Annotated in this window: 19 protein-coding genes; 8 read left to right on the top strand and 11 right to left on the bottom strand. The window is 64.1% G+C overall.

Features of this window, described 5'->3' with window-relative positions:
- Positions 1–9 precede the first annotated feature (9 nt).
- Entirely contained in the window at positions 10–1041 is a 1032-nt protein-coding gene (locus tag SO139_RS03615) for an L-idonate 5-dehydrogenase (RefSeq protein WP_449378077.1), read from the top strand.
- Positions 1042–1053: 12 nt separating this feature from the next.
- Here SO139_RS03615 and SO139_RS03620 read toward each other — a convergent pair whose 3' ends face one another.
- Complete coding sequence (locus SO139_RS03620) at positions 1054–1944, bottom strand: DUF3280 domain-containing protein (RefSeq protein WP_449378076.1); 891 nt, start codon at positions 1942–1944, stop codon at positions 1054–1056.
- A gap of 193 nt (positions 1945–2137) precedes the next feature.
- Here SO139_RS03620 and SO139_RS03625 point away from each other — a divergent pair, with 193 nt between their 5' ends.
- Both SO139_RS03625 and SO139_RS03630 read left to right on the top strand, forming a co-directional pair.
- Positions 2138–3529: a sensor histidine kinase gene (locus SO139_RS03625; RefSeq protein ID WP_449378075.1), complete on the top strand. Its 1392-nt coding sequence runs from the start codon at positions 2138–2140 to the stop codon at positions 3527–3529.
- The gene (locus tag SO139_RS03630; protein ID WP_449378074.1) at positions 3526–4188 is read left to right on the top strand and encodes a response regulator; all 663 of its coding nucleotides are present in this window, start codon (positions 3526–3528) and stop codon (positions 4186–4188) included. The genes SO139_RS03625 and SO139_RS03630 overlap by 4 nt, the downstream gene beginning before the upstream one ends.
- 11 nt (positions 4189–4199) lie before the next feature.
- Here the strand turns inward: SO139_RS03630 and SO139_RS03635 are convergent, their stop codons facing one another.
- The 3 genes from SO139_RS03635 to SO139_RS03645 form a co-directional block, all read right to left on the bottom strand.
- Positions 4200–5042: a hypothetical protein gene (locus SO139_RS03635; RefSeq protein ID WP_449378073.1), complete on the bottom strand. Its 843-nt coding sequence runs from the start codon at positions 5040–5042 to the stop codon at positions 4200–4202.
- Positions 5043–5227: 185 nt separating this feature from the next.
- Positions 5228–5716: an SRPBCC family protein gene (locus SO139_RS03640; RefSeq protein ID WP_449378072.1), complete on the bottom strand. Its 489-nt coding sequence runs from the start codon at positions 5714–5716 to the stop codon at positions 5228–5230.
- Positions 5709–6104 (bottom strand): ArsR/SmtB family transcription factor, encoded by a 396-nt coding sequence (locus SO139_RS03645; protein WP_449378071.1) that lies wholly within the window; start codon positions 6102–6104, stop codon positions 5709–5711. The genes SO139_RS03640 and SO139_RS03645 overlap by 8 nt, the downstream gene beginning before the upstream one ends.
- A gap of 281 nt (positions 6105–6385) precedes the next feature.
- Here SO139_RS03645 and SO139_RS03650 point away from each other — a divergent pair, with 281 nt between their 5' ends.
- The gene (locus SO139_RS03650; protein WP_449378070.1) at positions 6386–7441 is read left to right on the top strand and encodes a serine hydrolase; all 1056 of its coding nucleotides are present in this window, start codon (positions 6386–6388) and stop codon (positions 7439–7441) included.
- A gap of 69 nt (positions 7442–7510) precedes the next feature.
- Here SO139_RS03650 and SO139_RS03655 read toward each other — a convergent pair whose 3' ends face one another.
- Both SO139_RS03655 and SO139_RS03660 read right to left on the bottom strand, forming a co-directional pair.
- Positions 7511–8353, bottom strand: a complete 843-nt coding sequence (locus SO139_RS03655; protein ID WP_449378069.1) for an outer membrane protein — start codon at positions 8351–8353, stop codon at positions 7511–7513.
- Between the two features lie 269 nt (positions 8354–8622).
- Positions 8623–9327, bottom strand: a complete 705-nt coding sequence (locus tag SO139_RS03660) for an SDR family oxidoreductase (protein WP_449378068.1) — start codon at positions 9325–9327, stop codon at positions 8623–8625.
- 97 nt (positions 9328–9424) lie between these two features.
- Between SO139_RS03660 and SO139_RS03665 the strand changes: the two genes are divergently transcribed.
- On the top strand, positions 9425–10264 hold the full coding sequence (locus SO139_RS03665; protein WP_449378067.1) for a GNAT family N-acetyltransferase: 840 nt from the start codon (positions 9425–9427) through the stop codon (positions 10262–10264).
- A gap of 40 nt (positions 10265–10304) precedes the next feature.
- On the opposite strand, the gene SO139_RS03670 is transcribed toward SO139_RS03665, so the two are convergent.
- Positions 10305–10736 carry a hypothetical protein gene (locus SO139_RS03670; protein ID WP_449378066.1) on the bottom strand — a complete coding sequence of 144 codons (432 nt, stop codon included), beginning with the start codon at positions 10734–10736 and terminating at the stop codon, positions 10305–10307.
- Positions 10737–11406: 670 nt separating this feature from the next.
- Between SO139_RS03670 and SO139_RS03675 the strand changes: the two genes are divergently transcribed.
- A complete protein-coding gene (locus SO139_RS03675) occupies positions 11407–12159 on the top strand; it encodes a Crp/Fnr family transcriptional regulator (protein WP_474799784.1) in 753 nt (250 codons plus the stop codon).
- A 51-nt stretch (positions 12160–12210) separates the two neighbouring features.
- On the opposite strand, the gene SO139_RS03680 is transcribed toward SO139_RS03675, so the two are convergent.
- The 3 genes from SO139_RS03680 to SO139_RS03690 all read right to left on the bottom strand — a co-directional run bounded on the left by SO139_RS03680 (position 12211) and on the right by SO139_RS03690 (position 13335).
- Positions 12211–12402, bottom strand: a complete 192-nt coding sequence (locus SO139_RS03680) for a hypothetical protein (RefSeq protein ID WP_449378064.1) — start codon at positions 12400–12402, stop codon at positions 12211–12213.
- A gap of 47 nt (positions 12403–12449) precedes the next feature.
- The gene (locus tag SO139_RS03685) at positions 12450–12656 is read right to left on the bottom strand and encodes a hypothetical protein (RefSeq protein WP_449378063.1); all 207 of its coding nucleotides are present in this window, start codon (positions 12654–12656) and stop codon (positions 12450–12452) included.
- Positions 12657–12858: 202 nt separating this feature from the next.
- Complete coding sequence (locus tag SO139_RS03690) at positions 12859–13335, bottom strand: phasin family protein (RefSeq protein WP_449378062.1); 477 nt, start codon at positions 13333–13335, stop codon at positions 12859–12861.
- Between the two features lie 820 nt (positions 13336–14155).
- Between SO139_RS03690 and SO139_RS03695 the strand changes: the two genes are divergently transcribed.
- Positions 14156–16009, top strand: a complete 1854-nt coding sequence (locus SO139_RS03695; RefSeq protein WP_449378061.1) for an alkaline phosphatase family protein — start codon at positions 14156–14158, stop codon at positions 16007–16009.
- 48 nt (positions 16010–16057) lie between these two features.
- Here the strand turns inward: SO139_RS03695 and SO139_RS03700 are convergent, their stop codons facing one another.
- The gene (locus tag SO139_RS03700; protein WP_449378060.1) at positions 16058–16672 is read right to left on the bottom strand and encodes a hypothetical protein; all 615 of its coding nucleotides are present in this window, start codon (positions 16670–16672) and stop codon (positions 16058–16060) included.
- Between the two features lie 382 nt (positions 16673–17054).
- On the opposite strand from SO139_RS03700, the gene SO139_RS03705 reads away from it, so the two are divergent.
- Positions 17055–17714 (top strand): peroxiredoxin, encoded by a 660-nt coding sequence (locus SO139_RS03705; RefSeq protein WP_449378059.1) that lies wholly within the window; start codon positions 17055–17057, stop codon positions 17712–17714.
- Positions 17715–17888 lie beyond the last annotated feature (174 nt).

Consider the following 17888-nt stretch of genomic DNA (forward strand, 5'->3'; position numbering starts at 1 on the left):
GGAGTACCCATGCGCGCCGTCGTCATTCACGCACCGAAGGACCTGCGGATCGACAGCTTTGCCGATCCGGCGCCCGGCCCCGGTGAAGTCCGTGTGAAGATCGCCAATGGCGGCATCTGCGGCTCCGACCTGCACTACTATCACCATGGCGGCTTCGGCACCGTGCGAATCCAACAGCCGATGGCGCTGGGCCACGAGATTGCCGGCGTCGTTGCCGCAGTCGGTGAAGGCGTCTCGCGTGTGAAGCCCGGCACGCGGGTCGCGGTCAATCCGAGCAAGCCGTGCGGCCAGTGCCTGCATTGCCAGGAAGGCATGCGCAACCAGTGCCTCGACATGCGCTTCATGGGCAGCGCGATGCGCAATCCCCACGTCCAGGGCGGCTTCCGTGAATACGTCACCGTCGACGCCGCGCAAGCCGTGCCGATCGCCGAAAAGCTGTCGCTTGCTGAAGCCGCGATGGCCGAGCCGCTTGCCGTGTGCCTGCATGCCGGCAAGCAGGCCGGTCCCCTCCTCGGCAAGCGTGTCCTGATCACCGGCTGCGGCCCGATCGGTGCGCTGATGATCTTGGTATCGCGCTTTGGTGGCGCCGCCGAGATCGTGGTCACGGACGTGGCCGACGCGCCGCTGGCGGTCGCCAGGAAGCTCGGTGCCACCCATGCCATCAACGTTGCGAACAACGCCGCGGCGCTCGATCCGTGGCGCGCCGGCAAGGGCGTGTTCGACACGCTGTTCGAGGCGTCCGGCAACCAGGCGGCGCTGCGCACCGCGCTCGACCTGCTTCGCCCCGGCGCGACCATCGTGCAGCTCGGACTCGGCGGCGAGATGACGCTGCCGATCAATTCCATCGTCGCCAAGGAGCTGCAGCTCCGCGGCACCTTCCGCTTCGATCCGGAGTTCGAGCTGGCGGTGCGGCTGATGGGCGAAGGCCTGATCGACGTGAAGCCGCTGATCTCGGCCTCGCTGCCGTTCGAGAACGCGGTCGCCGCCTTCGAGCTCGCCAGCGACCGGTCCCAGTCGATGAAGGTGCAGCTGACTTTCTGAGGCGCCCGGCGACTACTGGCCCTCGATCAGGCGATCACTGACCAGCCGCACGGCGCCGCGGTTCCAGGAATAGTCGGCGCCCATGCGCAAGCCGCTGTCGCCGCGCGCGACGACAGCGCCGGTCCTGACGTCCCGGACCTGGAATCCAATCGTATACTCGGTGCGGCTGACGCGCCGTACCACGCCGATCAGTGACTGGTCCGCCCCGAGCTTCCCGGCGATTTCTGCGTCACAGCCGCCGCAGTCGCGCAGCGCGTGGCGCGCAGCCGCCTCCCCGCTCGCGCCACTGACGTCGACCAGGCGGTAGCGGCCGGATTGCGCGAGGCGATCGCGCACGCCGTTCGTGACCTCGGCCAGATGCGCGGTGTCGGACTCGCTCAGGCCCGCTGACGGTGCGGCCGTGGTGTCCTCGAGCTCGAAAGCGAACACGGCAAGCGCTATCGGCGCGGGCTGCGCGAGCGCTGCAATCACCTCGCGGGAGACGAACGCCTCGGCGCGATCCCAGGCTTCGTCGTTGTCGCCGCGGAACGTGTAGAGCTTCTCGAACAGCACCTTTTTGGCGCCGATATCGATCACCGCCACCCTCGCCCACTGCACCAGCGTGCTCGTCTTCTGGACGCCGCCGACCACCCTGAATTTTGCATCGGCCTGTCCGGCGGGCGCGAGCTGATAGCGTTTGTCCGCCTCGACATCCCGCCGCAGCGCGACCATGAAGGCGCCGAGCCGCTTCTCGTGGGCGGCGGTCTGGTCGACCGGCTCGCCAGACGTATCGAGATAGCCGAAGTCCTCGATGATCACACCGACCGGCGCTGCCATAGCCGCCTCGGTGCCCGCACTTGCCGGTCGGACACCCAGCAGCACAGCGATCAGAAGAGCTGAAAGGATCAACCGGGAGAGGTGCATGAACGGGCCTCGCGTCATGGAGCGGACCAGCGATGTTAGGCCGGCAACCTCAGGCGATGCAGCGGCGCCCATCCCGGCCGATGCCGGGAAAATTTCACGACGTTGCACCGCGGTAACGTGTAGCGCTTTTCGCCGCTGGCGTTCTGCCGTTTAATGCGGACGGGACAATACCGTCCGCGCCAGGTGCCCGCCGATGTGGAACCGCCCGAGATTCGATCTCAAGGTCCGTCTGACGTTGCGCGTAGCCGCCGTATCGGCCGCGTGCTTCGCAGCGATCTCCGCCTATTTCCTCATTACGGCCGACCGCGCGGTGCATGCGCGCATCGACGGGATCGCCGCCATCGTGGCGAAGACGCTGGAGCTGCAACAGGGCAAGACCCAGTGGGTGAATAGCCCGCGCTCGGACTTTCCGAACCTCGACCCCGTCTCGGCCTTCGTAATGACGCCCGGCCTGTGTCTCGCATTCCGTGGAGCGAACGGAGAGATGCTCCAGCGATTCTGTAGCGGCGCGCCGAACCCGGCGAGCGTGCCGCCGCAGGCGTTCGCGGCTTTCTATCGCAACGTATTCGACCCGGGCCGCGAAGCGGCACGGCCTGTGATCGCGCGGGGAGCGAAACTCGGTGACGCCGTGGTCTGGTTTGATCCGGCGGTGCAGACCGCGGAGGCCTGGCACGAGGCTGGTCGCCTGATGACCGTGCTTGCAATCACGCTGCCGCTGCTCTGTGCCCTGGTCTACGCAGCTCTGGCGCGCGCGCTGCGTCCGACTCAGGTCGTTCGCGCCGGCCTCGAGCGCATCGCCGCCAACGACCTCGACGCACGGCTGCCGCCCTTCGACCTTGCGGAGCTCTCCGCCGTCCGCGACGTCTTCAATCATCTTGCTGCGAGTCTTGCCACAGCGCTGTCCGAGCGCAGCGAACTGACGCGCAGGCTGATCGCGCTCCAGGACGAGGAGCGCCGCCATCTCGCGCGCGAGCTGCACGACGAGTTCGGCCAGTCGCTCGCCGCAATCCGCGCGCTCGCCGCATCCGCCCGTCAGACCGCGGCGCAGGACTGCCCCGCCTTGCTGGGAGAGTGCGACAGCATTGCCCGGACCACGACCGACATGATGGAGACGCTGCGCGGCGCGCTGTTCCGCCTGCGCCCGCCCGATGTCGACGAGCTCGGCCTCGTCACGAGCCTCGAAGGCCTGGTGTCCGGATGGAACGGCCGCAGCCGCGGCCGGCCGCGCTTCGATATCCGCTTCGAGGGCAACTTCGAGAGCCTCCCCGCTTCCATCAGCGCCAATCTCTACCGCATCGTGCAGGAGGCGCTCACCAACGCGGCCAAGCACGCCGGCGCCACGAAGGTCAGCCTGCATCTGGCGATGGGCGCAAACGAGATCGCGCTCGCCATCGACGACGACGGCCGGCCGAGCGATGCCGCCGTCAAATCCGGCATGGGCCTGCTCGGCATGCGCGAGCGCGTCGCGGCGATGCGCGGCCGGCTCAGCTTCACGGCCGGACCGGACGGCGGCTCCGCCTTGCGCGTCGCGATTCCGGTCATGCCTGCCGACGCGCAGCTCGAAGCTCTGGAGGATGCGGCATGAGCGAGGCCGACTGGGCCATCATGTTGGTCGACGACCACGCCGTCGTCCGCGAGGGCTATCGCTCCGTCCTGCAGAAGCAGCCGGGACTGCGCGTCGTCGCCGAGGCCTCCGACGGCGCGGAAGCCTATCGGCTGTTCAAGGAAAGCCCGCCTGATCTCATCATCATGGATCTGAGCATGCCGGGGATCGGCGGCCTCGAGGCCATCAGGCGGATCAGGCAGTGGGACAAGGCCGCAAAAATCCTCGTCTTCACCATGCATCAGAACGCCGGCTTCGCCGTGCAGGCGATCCGCGCCGGCGCGAGGGGCTATGTCACCAAGACCAGCCCGCCGGAGACGCTGGTGCGCGCGGTGATGGACGTGCTCGCGGGGCGGGTCGCGATCAGCCCCGACATCGACCACGAGCTCGCGCTGAGCCGGCTTGCCGGCGAGAGCTCGGCGACCGACGTCCTCACGGCGCGCGAATTTGAGGTGCTGAGGCTTCTGCTCGCCGAACGCTCAACCGAGGAGATCGCCGAGACGCTGCACGTCAGTCCCAAGACGGTCGCGAACCTGCACTCCCTGATCAAGGGCAAGCTCGGCGTCGAGTCGGATATCGAGCTCGTCAGGCTGGCGCTGCGCCAGGGCATTTTGACCCAGATCGATCTCGGCGAGGTCTGAACCGTCGCGGCTCAAACGAGGTAGCGCGTCAGATAGCCTTCCATCGCATAGAGCGCGCACAGCGCAAGGCTCGACCACACCGCGGCGCTGAAATAGAGCGCCATCCAGGCAAGCTCGCCCTTCCAATGCGCGACGTCATGCGTCACGACCCAGCGGGTGGCGACGTCATGAAGGCCTTCGAGCAAGCCGAGCAGCCTGCCGCCCTCGGGATGCCCCGCCCGCCAGCGGCTGAGATACATCGGCACGTCGACGGTGACGAGGAAGGCGAGGAAGCAGGCGATGCCGATGATGCCCGCGAGCAGCGCCCAGCGCACCGATCCCTGGAATTCCGGCATCAGCCGACACAGCGCGATGCCCGCCAGGAAGAACGTCACCGCCCACAGCGAGTTCTCGATCGCGTTGTAGAGATAGTTGGTGGTTACAACTGCGTACCAGGAGAAGCACTCGGCGATGATGATCACGGGCACGATGATCCACGCGATGTTCACCGCGGTCTCCGCCCCCGTCATGCCGCCGAGCTGATGCAGGATAATGGCCCATTGCGCGGCGAAGCAGACTTCGGCCACGGTCGCGACCGAACGGCCGACAAACACGCTCGAAAGCCAGGTGTCGAACAGGCAGATGCGCTGCACGTCGGCGCGCGGCAGGAACGAACGGAACGCGCAGCCGAACACATAGCCGGCGCAGAGCAAGAACATCAGCCCGATGTTGGAGCCGCCGCCGACGCTGTCGGTCGGAGTCGGATAGAACTCGCGGTACAGCATGAACCAGACGAAAATGTTGACGCTGCTGACAAGCGTCAGGCCCCCCCACCACCACGCCAGAGGATTCGACCGCGCCTGCCACTGCAACATAAATCGCTCCACATAAGTCGATTTGACATCTAGCGGTAGCAATTCTGTCATAAAGCGGTAACGTGAGGCGACAAAAATCTGCGTGACGGCACTGTCATAATTGCGCTGTGCGCTGTCACAATTCACGACAGCGATGCGCTCTCGCCGGGGGCACCTCTTTCGAAGCACCCCCCGACTGACAGCGCTCAGCCCTTCAGGCTGGCCACATACGCTGCAAGCTTGTCCAGCGTCTGGTAGCCTAGCTCGACGGCGCCGAAGCCGATCACGGTCTCGCGCTGCGCGGCCGTCGGGTGCAGTTGCCGCAGCGTCAGCACGGTCTTGTCACCATGGGCATCGAAGGTGACCGTCATGCGGAACATGCCGGGGTCCTCGTCCTTGTCCGCGCCGTGATCGACCTCGATCAGCCGCGGCTTGTCGATGCGCAGGAAGCGCATGCGGTTCGGATAGACCGTGCCGTCAGGTGCGATCATGTCGAAGCGCCAGACCCCGCCGACGCGAACGTCGATCTCCTTGCTTTCGATCCGGAAGCCCGCCGGTCCAAACCATTGCGGCAGATGCCTTGGGTCGGACCACGCCTCGAACACCAGCTCGCGCGGCGCGTCGATGACACGCGACAGCACGATCTCACGATCGAGCGACCATTGCGATAGAGCTGGGTTGGCTGAGCTAGTCATTACGCGAAACCTTTCCCTTGGTTGTCGGCGACGGGCGCTTGCCGCCCCGCCCCTTCCTGGTCGTCTTCAACGTCATCACATAGGCCTCGAACCGGTCGAGGCGCGCTTCCCAGATCGCCCGCTGCTGCTGGAGCCAATCCTCCGCGCCCGCCATTGCCTCCGGCCGCAGCCGGCAGGTGCGCACGCGTCCGGACTTTTCGGACACGACGAGGCCACTCTCCTCGAGCACGCGGATGTGCTTCATGAAGCTCGGCAGCGCCATTGCGAAGGGATCGGCGAGCTCGCCGACCGACGCCTTGCCGGCGCACAGCCGCATGACGATCGCCCTGCGCGTGGGGTCCGAGAGCGCGCCGAAGACCTGGTCGAGTCGAGACAATTGGTTAGCCATGTGGATAACTATAGATCAAACGCCGACCGGCGTCAATTATTGTTAGCCGCCCGGCTTACTTTCTCACCACAGTCGCGGAACCCTTCCCCGCGCAATCGTGAATTGGGAGGCGCGACATTTGCCGATAAGAGTGAAGCGGGGGCGATTCGAACTGATCATCAGACCGCGTGCACTCTCCTGTTCACTCACCGCGCCCTGCCATCAGCCGGCGGTCCCTTGCCAAGGCCGCGCTGCTGCCATTCGCATTTGGATTCGCCCGCCTCGGCCACGCGGACTCCGACATGATACCTATGTTGCGGGACATCGTGGCGACTGAGCTCGCGTCGACGGCGACGCCGGATCATCCCGGTGGCCTTTCCGCCGCGCTCTATGCGGGCGGTCACGTCGACTTCTTCAACTACGGCCTCGCCGACGACGCCACCAGGCGTCCGATCACATCGGACACGCTGTTCAACCTCGCATCCCTGCGAAAGACCTTTGAGGCGACGCTGGTCGCGCTCGGGGTGCGCCGCGGCGAATTGCGGCTCGACGAGCGCGTGGCGATGTACCTGCCCGAACTCGACAGCGACTACATCCGCCGCGTCACGGTCGGCGAACTCGTCACGCATACGTCTGGATTGTTGCTGCCGACGGATCATCCGCCGTGGCCGAACGAGTCGTTCGGCTTTGCACAGTTCCTCGACATGCTCAACGCCTGGACGCCACCAGAGGGCATCGAGCCCGGCAAGCAGCGCATCTACACCCATGCCGGTTATGTGTTGCTCCAGCTCGTGCTCGAGCGCCGCTATCGTATCCCGGTCTCCGAGTTGATCGCAAACCGCATCCTGAAGCCGCTCGGCATGAGCTCGACATTCGTGCCGGAACGCGCGTCCGACAATCGCGCGATGCTGAGTGATGCGCAGATGGCGCGCGCCGTGCAGGGCTATTCCGATCAGGGCACGCCGATCGGTGCGCCCGGCAATCAGCAGAGCTATTTCGACTTTCCGGGCACTGGCCAGATGTTCTCGTCGGCGCGCGATCTCTCGATCTTCGTCGCGGCCTGCGCGGACGGCAGGTCGATCGAGCCCGAGCTGCGCGAGGCCATCCGGATGACGCAGCACGAGAGTTTTCGCGTCGACGAGAAATTCGGCCAGGCCATGGCCTGGGAAACCGTGCATCTCGATGGTGTGACGGTCCTCGACAAGCCGGGCGGCCTCAACAACGCCTCGGGCTATATCGGCCTCGTGCCCACGCGCAGGCTCGGTATCGTCCTGCTCGCCAATCGGGGCGAGTATCCGCATGAGATCGCGCGCTACAAAATTCTACCCACACTGGCGCGGCTGGTCTCGGGGCGGTGAGGCGCCGGGCGCACACGAAAAAAGCCCCGGCTGAGCCGGGGCTTTCATCAGATCTGCCCGTGTGGACGTTCAGTACCTCGCGACGACCGGGCCGCCGAACTTGTAGTTCACGCCGACGCGGACGATGTTCGATTTGAGATCGACCGAGTGGGTGAAGGTCTGGGTGGGCATCGGAAAGGCGGCGCCACCGAAGCCGAGTGCGCTGAGATTGCTGCTGGTCATGCTGGCGCGACCGAGGTCGACGTAGAGATATTCGGCCTTGAGTGACCAACCATTGCCGACCGCGTACTCGCCGCCGAGACCCGCGGTCCAGCCGACGCGCGTGTCGCGGATCGCGCCGGATTCGGTCGCGGACGCGAACGTGTCGGTGAAGGAGAAATTGGCCTTGACGTCGGCGATCGCGGCGCCGCCGGTGGCGTAGATCAGCCAGTTCGGCGTGGCGAGGAAGCCGATGCGACCGCGAATGGTGGCAAGCCAGTCGGAAGAGACCGATGAATTGATCGTGAAGCTGGTCGGGGCGCAGCAAGGATAAAACGCGGTGCCGCTCGAGCTGCCCTTGAAGCCGAAATAGTTGATGTCGCCTTCGAGGCCGAACACCGCACTGTTGACTTGCCAGTTGTAGCCGGCCGTGAAGCCGCCGGTTACACTGGAGCTGTTGATGTGCTGCGCGCCTACGGTGCCGATGGCAGTCACGCTCGAATCCGCGAAGTAATCGGCCACCGGGAATAGGGTCGTCGTGCTCGGGTCCGAGCTGCCCCACTGCCCGCCGACATTGCCGCCGATGTAGAAGCCCGTCCAGTTGTAAACCGGCGCCATCACGGGCGCCTTGGTGTAGCTCGGCGCGAGGTCGGCCGCGAACGCGGACGCGGTTCCAAACAGGGCCAGCGAAAGCGCCAGGGCAATTCTCTTCATTTCAATCTCCAGCTCTTCACGCGAGCGATGCGCGTCCCGAAGCATCCGGGCATCCGGCCGGAAGCGTCCGGCGCAGGATCGGGAATAATCTCCGCACGCGTTGCCGTCTTGTTCTGAGGCGCACTTCGCTTGGACTGGGACGAACTCATGGGATCATTGCGCGATGGGTGTTGCCGATCAGGCACATTCCAGTGCAACCCACGCCAATCGCACCACGCCTGCAGCGACAATCCCGTGCAGGTTCGAATTGGCTCGAGGCGCCCTCGGCCTCACACCGACCGTGTCAGCCCGCCATCGACGCGAATATTCTGCCCGGTGATGTAGGCGGCGCCATCGGAGGCGAGGAACGAGATCGTCGCGGCGATCTCCTCGACCTTGCCATAGCGCTTCATCGGCACGCTCTCGCGGCGCGCGTCCGTCGCCGGCAGGCTGTCGATCCAGCCCGGCAGCACGTTGTTCATGCGGATGTTGTCGGGAGCGTAGGTATCGGTAAAGATCTTCGTGAAGGCGGCAAGGCCGGCGCGGAACACCGCGGAGGTCGGAAACATCGCGCTTGGCTCGAACGCCCAGGCAGTCGAGATGTTGATGATCGCGCCCTGCTTCTGCGCCTGCATGATCGGCGTGACCAGCCGCGTCGGGCGGACCACGTTCAGGAGGTAGGTGTCCATGCCGGTGTGCCACTGCTCGTCCGTGATCTCGACGATCGGCGCGCGCGGCCCGTGGCCGGCGCTGTTGACGAGCACGTCGATGCGACCCCACTTTGCCATGGCGCCATCGACCAGGCGCTTGAGATCGTCGTTGGACTTGTTCGAACCGGTGATGCCGAGCCCGCCGAGCTCGTTCGCAAGAGCCTCGCCCTTGCCGGACGAGGACAGGATCGCAACGCGAAACCCGTCGGCAGCAAGCCGCCGTGCAGCGCCCGCCCCCATGCCGCTGCCGCCTGCGGTGACGAGTGCGACTCTCTCTGCTGCCATGTTGATCCCCGGCTTTGTCATGACTTGACGGCAGGTTTAAGCGCCGCCCGTCCGGACGTATAGTCCGATCACGAGGCCCTGCACACGATGATTGACCATGGGTGACCTGCAAATCCGCGCCATGCGCGCCGACGACATCGCGCTCGCCGTGGACTGGGCGGCGGCCGAAGGCTGGAATCCGGGGTTTTCAGATGCCGGCTGCTTCGCCGTCGTCGACCCTTCGGGTTTTCTCATCGGAGAAATTGACTGCACACCGGTCGCCACCGTCTCCTGTGTCAATTACGACGATCGCTTCGCCTTCCTCGGCTTCTACATCGTGCGTAGCGAGCTGCGCGGCCGCGGCTACGGCTTGCGCATCTGGAACGCGGCGATTGCGCATGCGGGCGCGCGCGTGATCGGGCTCGACGGCGTCGTCGCGCAGCAGGACAATTACAGAAAGTCCGGCTTTACGCTCGCCTACGCCAATATCCGCTATGGCGGGATCGTCGCCGCACCGGCACAGCCCACCGACGTCGTCGCGCTCGAGACGATTCCGCTGGCGCTGATGGAGGCGGACGACGCCACCGTCTTCCCGGCCCCGCGCAGCGCCTTCCTACGCGCCTGGGTCAGTGCGCCCGGCCATATCGGCCGCGCGCTGATGCGCGATGGAAATCTTGCCGGATGGGGCGTGATCCGCCCCTGCCGACACGGCCACAAGATCGGCCCGCTGGTCGCCAACGACCGCGCCGGCGCGGAGGTTATCATGCGGGCGCTGCTCGCCGGCTCAGGCGGCGGCGAGGTGTTTCTCGATGTCCCCGGCGGCAATCGCGAGGCGATCGCGCTGGCAGAAAGTTTTGGCCTTGCACCGACCTTCGAGACGGCGCGCATGTACACCGGCCCGATCCCACCGCTGCGGCTCGACCGGGTCTTCGGCGTCACCAGCTTTGAGCTCGGCTAGCGGCTGGCCTGCGCGCGCGGTGGTAACGAAGACGGCGCGCTCAGTAACAGCGCATGATGTTGACGGTCTGATCGCCGCTGCGACCGGGCACCGTCACGGTCTCCGTGGGACAGCTCGGCACATAGGGCCGATCCGACGGCACGACGTTCGGCGGATAGCGGTGGGTCCAGTCCCAGGGCACGTCATAGGTGTAGGTGTAACGGACGTCATTCGAGAGCGGCTGCACCATATCGGCAGCATAGGAGTCGCTCGCGGGAGGCCCGTAGAAGAAGCCACCGCCGCCCGGCCAAAGAACAAACGAATTCCGGCGATGGAACCGCGCCGACGGCATGATCGGCGGATGCACCGCCGGTGCCCCGACCACGCCACGGGCCGCGACGCCGCCCGATCTCGCAAAACTGTTGCTGGAGGCAAGAAGCAGCGCGGCTGCGCTCAGCGAGGCGAGCAACGCCCCATATGATCTATACGTCATGGTACGCACCAACTCGTTTGGCCTTGCGATGCTGCTCCCCGCCAGCACGCTAGGCCGAGCCGTCGGCCCCCCGCAAACCTATAATTAATTGTTGGTTAAGGCACGGGATTAACGGTGCTGGTTCCGCACCTCATCCCCCGGAGATCCTGACCGTGACGGCGCGCACGCGCGCGATCCGATCATCGGTCGCACAAGCTTCGAAACGGCCACTTTCGAAACGACCACGATCTGCACGACCGATATTCGGCTCGCGAGTTCCGTTGCGCCTCCCAAGACGCCCTGCGAGGGACGCGCTTCGTATTCCACGAATTTCAGATGGTGCCCATCAGCAGTCGGACACGCGGGAACCTGGCTCGCCCAGCGCGTCATCCCTACGGTGATACCCATTCCGGTTTTGCAATTTGTTTCCGGCGACTTATCTGCTTCAACCTCCATGCGCGTTATTTCGAAAGTGCTCCGAGCGAAAAATCAGACTCGCGAGAGCAGAATTGAGCCTTTGGTTTTGTTGCGATGAAGGCGTTTGGATGAAGGCGTTTGGATGTGAATTGGAAGCCAACGTCCGTCGAGAAAGCCGATACGAACATGCGTTAGAGCCGCGGTCGCTCGACATCGTTCGGAGGTGCGATGGGCGCCTCACGGGGAGTCACTTGCCGTGACAATCCCCAGCGGAATGGGCAACCGCCTTCTGGGAATGTTGCCGCAAGCCGACTTCGATCTGCTCGCTCCCGAACTCGACAGGGTCGCGCTCAATCAGGATGTAGTCCTCTCGCAAGCAGGCGAGCGGGTCGAGCATGTCTTTTTCCCTCAGAGCGGCGCGATCTCGCTCATGATCGAGATGGCAAATGGACAGGCGGTCGCCACCGCGTCGGTCGGGCGCGAAGGCGCAATCGGCATACTCTCCGTGTTCGGACCGACACCTTCGGTGATAACCGCCAGCGTTCGTCTGGCTGGAACAGCCTCGCGGATTCCTGCCGCGCGATTTCATGCTGCGTTTAATCGGAGCCCCGCGATACGGCAGGCGGTCCAGGTTCACATCACGTCGTTACTGACGCAATTTCAACTTGGCGTTGCCTGCAATGCACTGCATCCGGTCGGAGCCCGGATGGCCCGCTGGTTGCTTCAACTGCGCGACTGCACCGACAGCGACGTCCTTCCTCTCACTCAGGAGGCGCTGTCGCAGATGCTCGGAGTGCGACGAACTACAGTCACGCTCCTGATGCGCAATCTGCGCGAGTCCGGTGCGATCCGATCTGATCGACGGGGCAAGATCGAGGTTGATCGGCCGCGGCTCGCCGCAGCCGCATGCGAGTGCCACGCCAGCATGCGTCGCCAGATTGAGAAGATCTTCTCGACGAGCGCGGCCCGGCCTCGCGCTTGGGCCATGCCGGCCAACGTAAGGAATGACCGGGACAAGGCTGTTTGAGCGTTGTCCGCGCCATGCGCCATGCCCTCGATTTGGATTTCTCGGCGTCGACTATCTTGTGTCCGCCTGATGAGGCGCAAATTTGGATTGCGTCTCCAGCTTGCCTAGCTCGTGTAGGACCTTGGCCACCTCTCGCAGTTCGTTGCGCGCGGGGCCCGGCTTCAGCCGTCGCGCCTCGACGAGAAAATCCTTTGCTTGCAGCAGCAATGTGGACACTTCACCGGAAACGTTCCTGTTCGCCATGGTAGGCCCCCTATCACAATCATCGACGACAGCGTACGAGACTGGGCCTAAAGACCCATGCCGCGACGCCGCACACGGAGTGTCGGCTCGTCAACCCAAGCTTCCTGTGCGAACCAGGCATGCTCGACCGAGCAGATCGGACAGCGTGTGCGTCCGAAGAACACCGTGCTGCATCGAAAGCGCTCGCGATCCGTCGCGATCCCGGTCGGAATCGCGCGTCCGGTTTGCGGACATTTGACCATGAGCATACCCATCTCTTCCTCCTCCTCGGAATCGACCTGATTTATAGTTGGAGCAGGAACCAGCCGGTTGGATTGCGCCTCTTGTGTCGGTGCGTTCAGTTTGGGGGGCATCGCGCACCTTGCCATCGTCTGATCGAGCATGGAGTGGGGGCCATGCGCGTGGCGGGGCTTGTTCCAACCGGCCGGATTGCCCTCCTCTCCGAACCGCGGACGTTCAACTGGCCTTTTGGAAAACTTTGGCGACGTGCTGCCTGATTGGCTCACCCGAATGCGTTGCAAGCCTCTGCGCAAGCTCCCACAACTGCGTGTTCTGAGCCGCTGCAGCATCAAAAGCCCTGCGCGCTTCCGCCGCCGACGTGGTGAAAACGTCGGTCATCGACTTGCTGCTGGCGATACGAGCAAAGAAATCGATTGCGGAGCTGGCGTTCGCATTCGAAATCTCGATGACCTTGAGCCCGTAATCGGTCGCAGTCTTGGCGCTGTTCGAATAGGTCTCGCGAAGCGCTTCGTTCACCCCCTGCGAAACTGACTTGAGTTTCTCGCAACCCTCCTGCGTGCGAGCGGCTCGCTGCTCGGCAAGCTGGTCGAACAGGGGCTGCCAACCGACGTTCGGAAGCCCGAACGCGGGCAGTCCGAAACCATTTGAACCATTTGCTGCTTTCACTTCGGCTTTCGTTTCACTTTCACTCACGGCGCCTACCCTCTACTCAAGCGAAATCATTTCTCGCGACGCATGAATTGCACCGCGAGAGCCCACGGACACGAGCCTTACGCCCGTTTCCATATCGATCAGCTGTCTTGATGAGCTTCACATCCAGCCCGCACGATGACTATGCCCGACGAAGGTGAGGCCGTCCGTTCGATTTGCGACTCTCGCTTGGATTTTTTTCGCGAATGTCAATACAAACTCTAGTATGTCGGAGAGGTGACACAGTGCAAAGTGGGGATATCTGCGTCACGGCTGCCGGAGCTTGCGCGGCCGCAGCGAAACCGCAACGGGGGTGTCCGGAAAGAAACTGCGGCAGCATGGTATCGAAGTAATCGGGTGCCGCGCCCGACCGGTTGGCCCAGCCAGGATCGCTAGCGCTGCCCGACTGACAAATCACGGCAGGGGCTGGTCAGTTCGCGCGGTCCATATCGACTAGCGCAATTCTGAATCTGCATCTCCCCCGCCAGAGGGGGCCTATCAGGCCACGACCACAATTTCGGCTCGAGTTGAAGAACGGTGTCCCTGCACCTTGCCCGGTCATTGCGATTGCAGCGAAGCAATCCAGACTGCCACCGTGTTGGGGGTCCGGACTGCTTCACCGCAAGACCTTCTCGCAGTGACGGCGTCGAGACAGCACGAATCATCGCCGGATTGGCGACAAGCAGCTGATGACAACGAGCGGCCCTTCCCCATCATCCTTGCACAAACACTGCCCTTGTAACAAAAGCGTCACACAGCAAAACTAAACGAAGGCGGCGGCCGCGATCGGCCGCAAGCCGCCTCACCGCTGGGAGAGATTTCGATGCGCCGCTCAATCGTGTTGCTGTCCGCCGGACTGACCATGCTATCCACCGGACTTGCGTCTGCGCAGAACAACACGCCCCGTAACCTGATCCTGTTCATCCCGGACGGCCTGCGCGCGCTGAAGGTCACCCCCGAGACCGCGCCGGCGATGGCCGCCGTCCGCGACAAGGGCGTCAACTTCAAGAATTCGCACTCGCTGTTTCCGACCTTCACCATGGCGAACGGCTCGGCGATGTCGACCGGACACTATCTCGGCGACACCGGCGTGTTCTCCAACACGATCTGGACCGGCTACACTTCTGCCCCCGCCGGCGACACCGTGGTCCCGTTCATCGAGAACGACGCCGTGCTCGGCGACATCGACGAGCATTTCAAGGGCGACTATCTCAACGAAGAGACCATCCTGAAGATGGCCCGCGACAAGGGTCTCTCCACCGCGGCGATCGGCAAGCTCGGCCCGACCTACCAGTTCGACCACACCGATCATCCGGAAAAGGCCGGTCAGCACTCGATCGTGATTGACGATGCGACCGGCGGCAAGGCCGGCGTGGCACTGTCGGACGAGATGAAGGAGGCGCTGACCAAGGCGGGTCTCCCCCTCACCGCCCCCTCACGCGGCGACAATGCCAAGGCGGGCGACGCCAAGACGCCGGGCACGACGGTCGCCAACGTCGCGCAGCAGGCCTATTTCGCCGACGTCGCCAGCAAGGTCGTGCTGCCGATGTTCAAGGCGCGCAACAAGCCGTTCGTGCTGGTGTTCTGGTCGCGCGACCCGGACGGCACCCAGCATAACCAGGGCGACAGCCTCAATCAGATCATGCCCGGCATCAACGGCCCGAGCACGATGGCGAGCATCAAGAACGCCGACAACAACCTCGCCCAGCTCCGCAAGGCGCTCGACGAGCTTGGGCTGGCGGCCTCGACCAACATCATGATCCAGGCCGATCACGGCTTCTCGACCATCTCCAAGGAAAGCAAGACCAGCCCTTCGGCCAAGGTCAGCTATGACGACACCCCGAAGGACTTCCTGCCGATGGGTTTCCTGGCCCTGGACCTCGCCAAGGCGCTCGACCTGCCGCTGTTCGATCCGAATGACAAGAATGCGGCCGTCACCGGCAACGCGCATCCGAAGGCCGGCAACGGCGTGCTCGGCAAGGATCCCACCAAGCCCGATCTCGTCGTCGCGACCAACGGCGGATCAGACCTGATCTACCTGCCGAACAAGGACAAGAAGCTGGCGGCAAGGACGATCAAGGCGCTGCTCGATCAGGACTACGTTTCCGGCCTGTTCATCGACGACTCCCTCGGCCGTTTCCCCGGCACGCTGCCGCTGTCGCTGATCAATCTGCGCGGCAAGGCGGCGACCCCGACGCCGGCGATCGTCGTCAACTTCCGTTCCTATGCCAGCGATTGCGGCGAGGCGCCGACCAACTGCTCGGTGCAGGTCGCCGATACCGTGCTGCGCCAGGGCCAGGGCATGCATGGCAGCTTCAGCCGCGGCGACACCATGAACTTCATGGCGGCGATCGGCCCGGACTTCAAGGCAGGCTATGTCGACGAACTGCCGGTCAGCAATGCTGACGTCGGGGTGACGGCGGCCAAGATCATGGGGCTGCGCACCTCACAGAACGGCGGTCTGGTCGGCCGCGTGATGTCGGAGGCCTTGCCGAACGGCATCGTGCCGAAGGGCTATGTCGGCAACGTCAAGTCGAAGCCGTCGGAGAACGGCCTTCGCACCGTCCTCAACTTCCAGCGCGTCGAGAGTCAGCGCTATTTCGACGCAGCCGGCTTCCCGGGCCGCACGCTTGGACTCGAGCCTGAGAGCGGCAAACAAAAAACGGCGGGGAAATAACCCCCGCCGTTCGTTGGCGCATCGTGAGGACGTGCGCGAAATTACATGTCACATGCCAATGTCGAACACGTTCGGCAATTGGCCCGCCAGCGGCAGCGCGGTGGCACCCAGGAAGGTTGCCACCATCGCCATCAGGCGACGGTTGCCCTGGCGCTTGCCGCGCATCTGGCCGGCGATCCATTCCAGCATCTCGGTCTTGACCTTCGAGGCATAGGCCGGCGCCCAGCTCTCGATGTCGGTCTCGGGCGACAACGCGACGCTGCGCGGCGGCACCGGCAGGCCGGAGGCGCTGGCGGCGTGATGCGCGACGGCTTTCGCCAGGAGGTCGTCGAACCGGCCAGCATCGGTGCGCTCGGTCGCGGCCTCGTTGATCTCGAACAGCACCTCGGCTTCGGCGCGGCTGACCGGCTGATCGTTGACGGCGACGGCCGTCAGGATGCGCGCGCACCAGGCGGCATCATCGGCATCGAGCGAGCGGGAGAAATGCACCCGGCCCTTGGTGGTGGGCCCTTCGCCTGTGATCACGCCGTCGCGCACGATGCCGAGTGCATGGGCCGCGGTGTCACGGCAGGACGGTTCGAGGGACGGCGACTCAGCGGACTTGGAGTCAAGGGATTTGGACTCAAGGGACTTGGACTCACGGGACTTGGCAGCGGCAGACATAGTTCACTTCCAGACTTCTTCTGATCGACCAGCATTTCCATGCTGGGCCTGAACGGGTGGTTAACGATTGGATATGGTGATCGCGACTTTTCTACATGGTTGCCGATTGGTCGCCGTCGGGACCATTTCGGTTCTATCCAATGTCGGGCGGCGTGGTGGGGGTCATAAAAGGCAATATCGCGGCAATCCAGCCCTTTCCCGCCGGTGTGGATATTTCGCCGCAGCGGCGCGTGCGGCAAGAAGGTGCTAGAAGATCGGCGTCTTGAGAGAATGATTTCACATTTTACTTGAACGGGTTCACTTCGGACCTTCCCCGCCTTATATTCCGTCGAACCGCTTCAGAGCGAATTCATCAACAACTTCAATTAGATGAGGTAGAACAATGCCACTTCCGATCGGCGCCACCGCCCCCGACTTCGAAGCCGAAACCACCGAGGGGAAAATTAAATTCCACGACTGGATTGGCAACAGCTGGGCCCTCCTGTTCTCGCATCCCAAGGATTTTACCCCGGTCTGCACCACCGAGCTCGGCGCCCTCGCCAAGCTGAAGCCCGAGTTCGACAAGCGCGGCGTCAAGCTGGTCGGCCTGTCGGTCGATCCGATCGACCGGCATTCCAAATGGGCCGAGGACATCAAGGAAACCCAAGGTGCCGCCCCGAACTATCCGCTGATCGGCGACACCGACTTCAACGTCTCGAAACTCTACGAGATGCTGCCGGCCTCGACATCGGGCGATCCCCTCACCCGGACGCCGGCCGACAACCAGACCGTCCGCAACGTCTTCGTCATCGGCCCGGACAAGAAGATCAAGCTGGTGCTGGTCTATCCGATGACCACGGGGCGCAACTTCCAGGAAATCCTGCGCGCGATCGACTCGCTCCAGCTCACCGCCAAGCATCGCGTCGCGACGCCGGCCGACTGGAAGCACGGCGAAGACGTCATCATTGCCGGCTCGGTCTCCAACGATGAGGCCAAGACGATCTATCCGCAGGGCTGGAAGGAGCCGAAGCCCTACATCCGGATCGTGCCCCAGCCGAAGTGACGATTAGCGGTTGCGCCAAGCAACCGATAACCGTCATCCCGGGATGGCGCGTCTGCGCCAGACCTCGGAGCGCAATTGCGCTTCGCGGGGATCTCAAGATTCCACAATGCGCAATTGCGCATTGTGGTTCGGTGCTGCGCACCGCCCCGGAAGACCAGTGGAGTTAGGCCGGCC

The sequence above is a fragment of the Bradyrhizobium sp. UFLA05-89 genome, assembly GCF_059803475.1.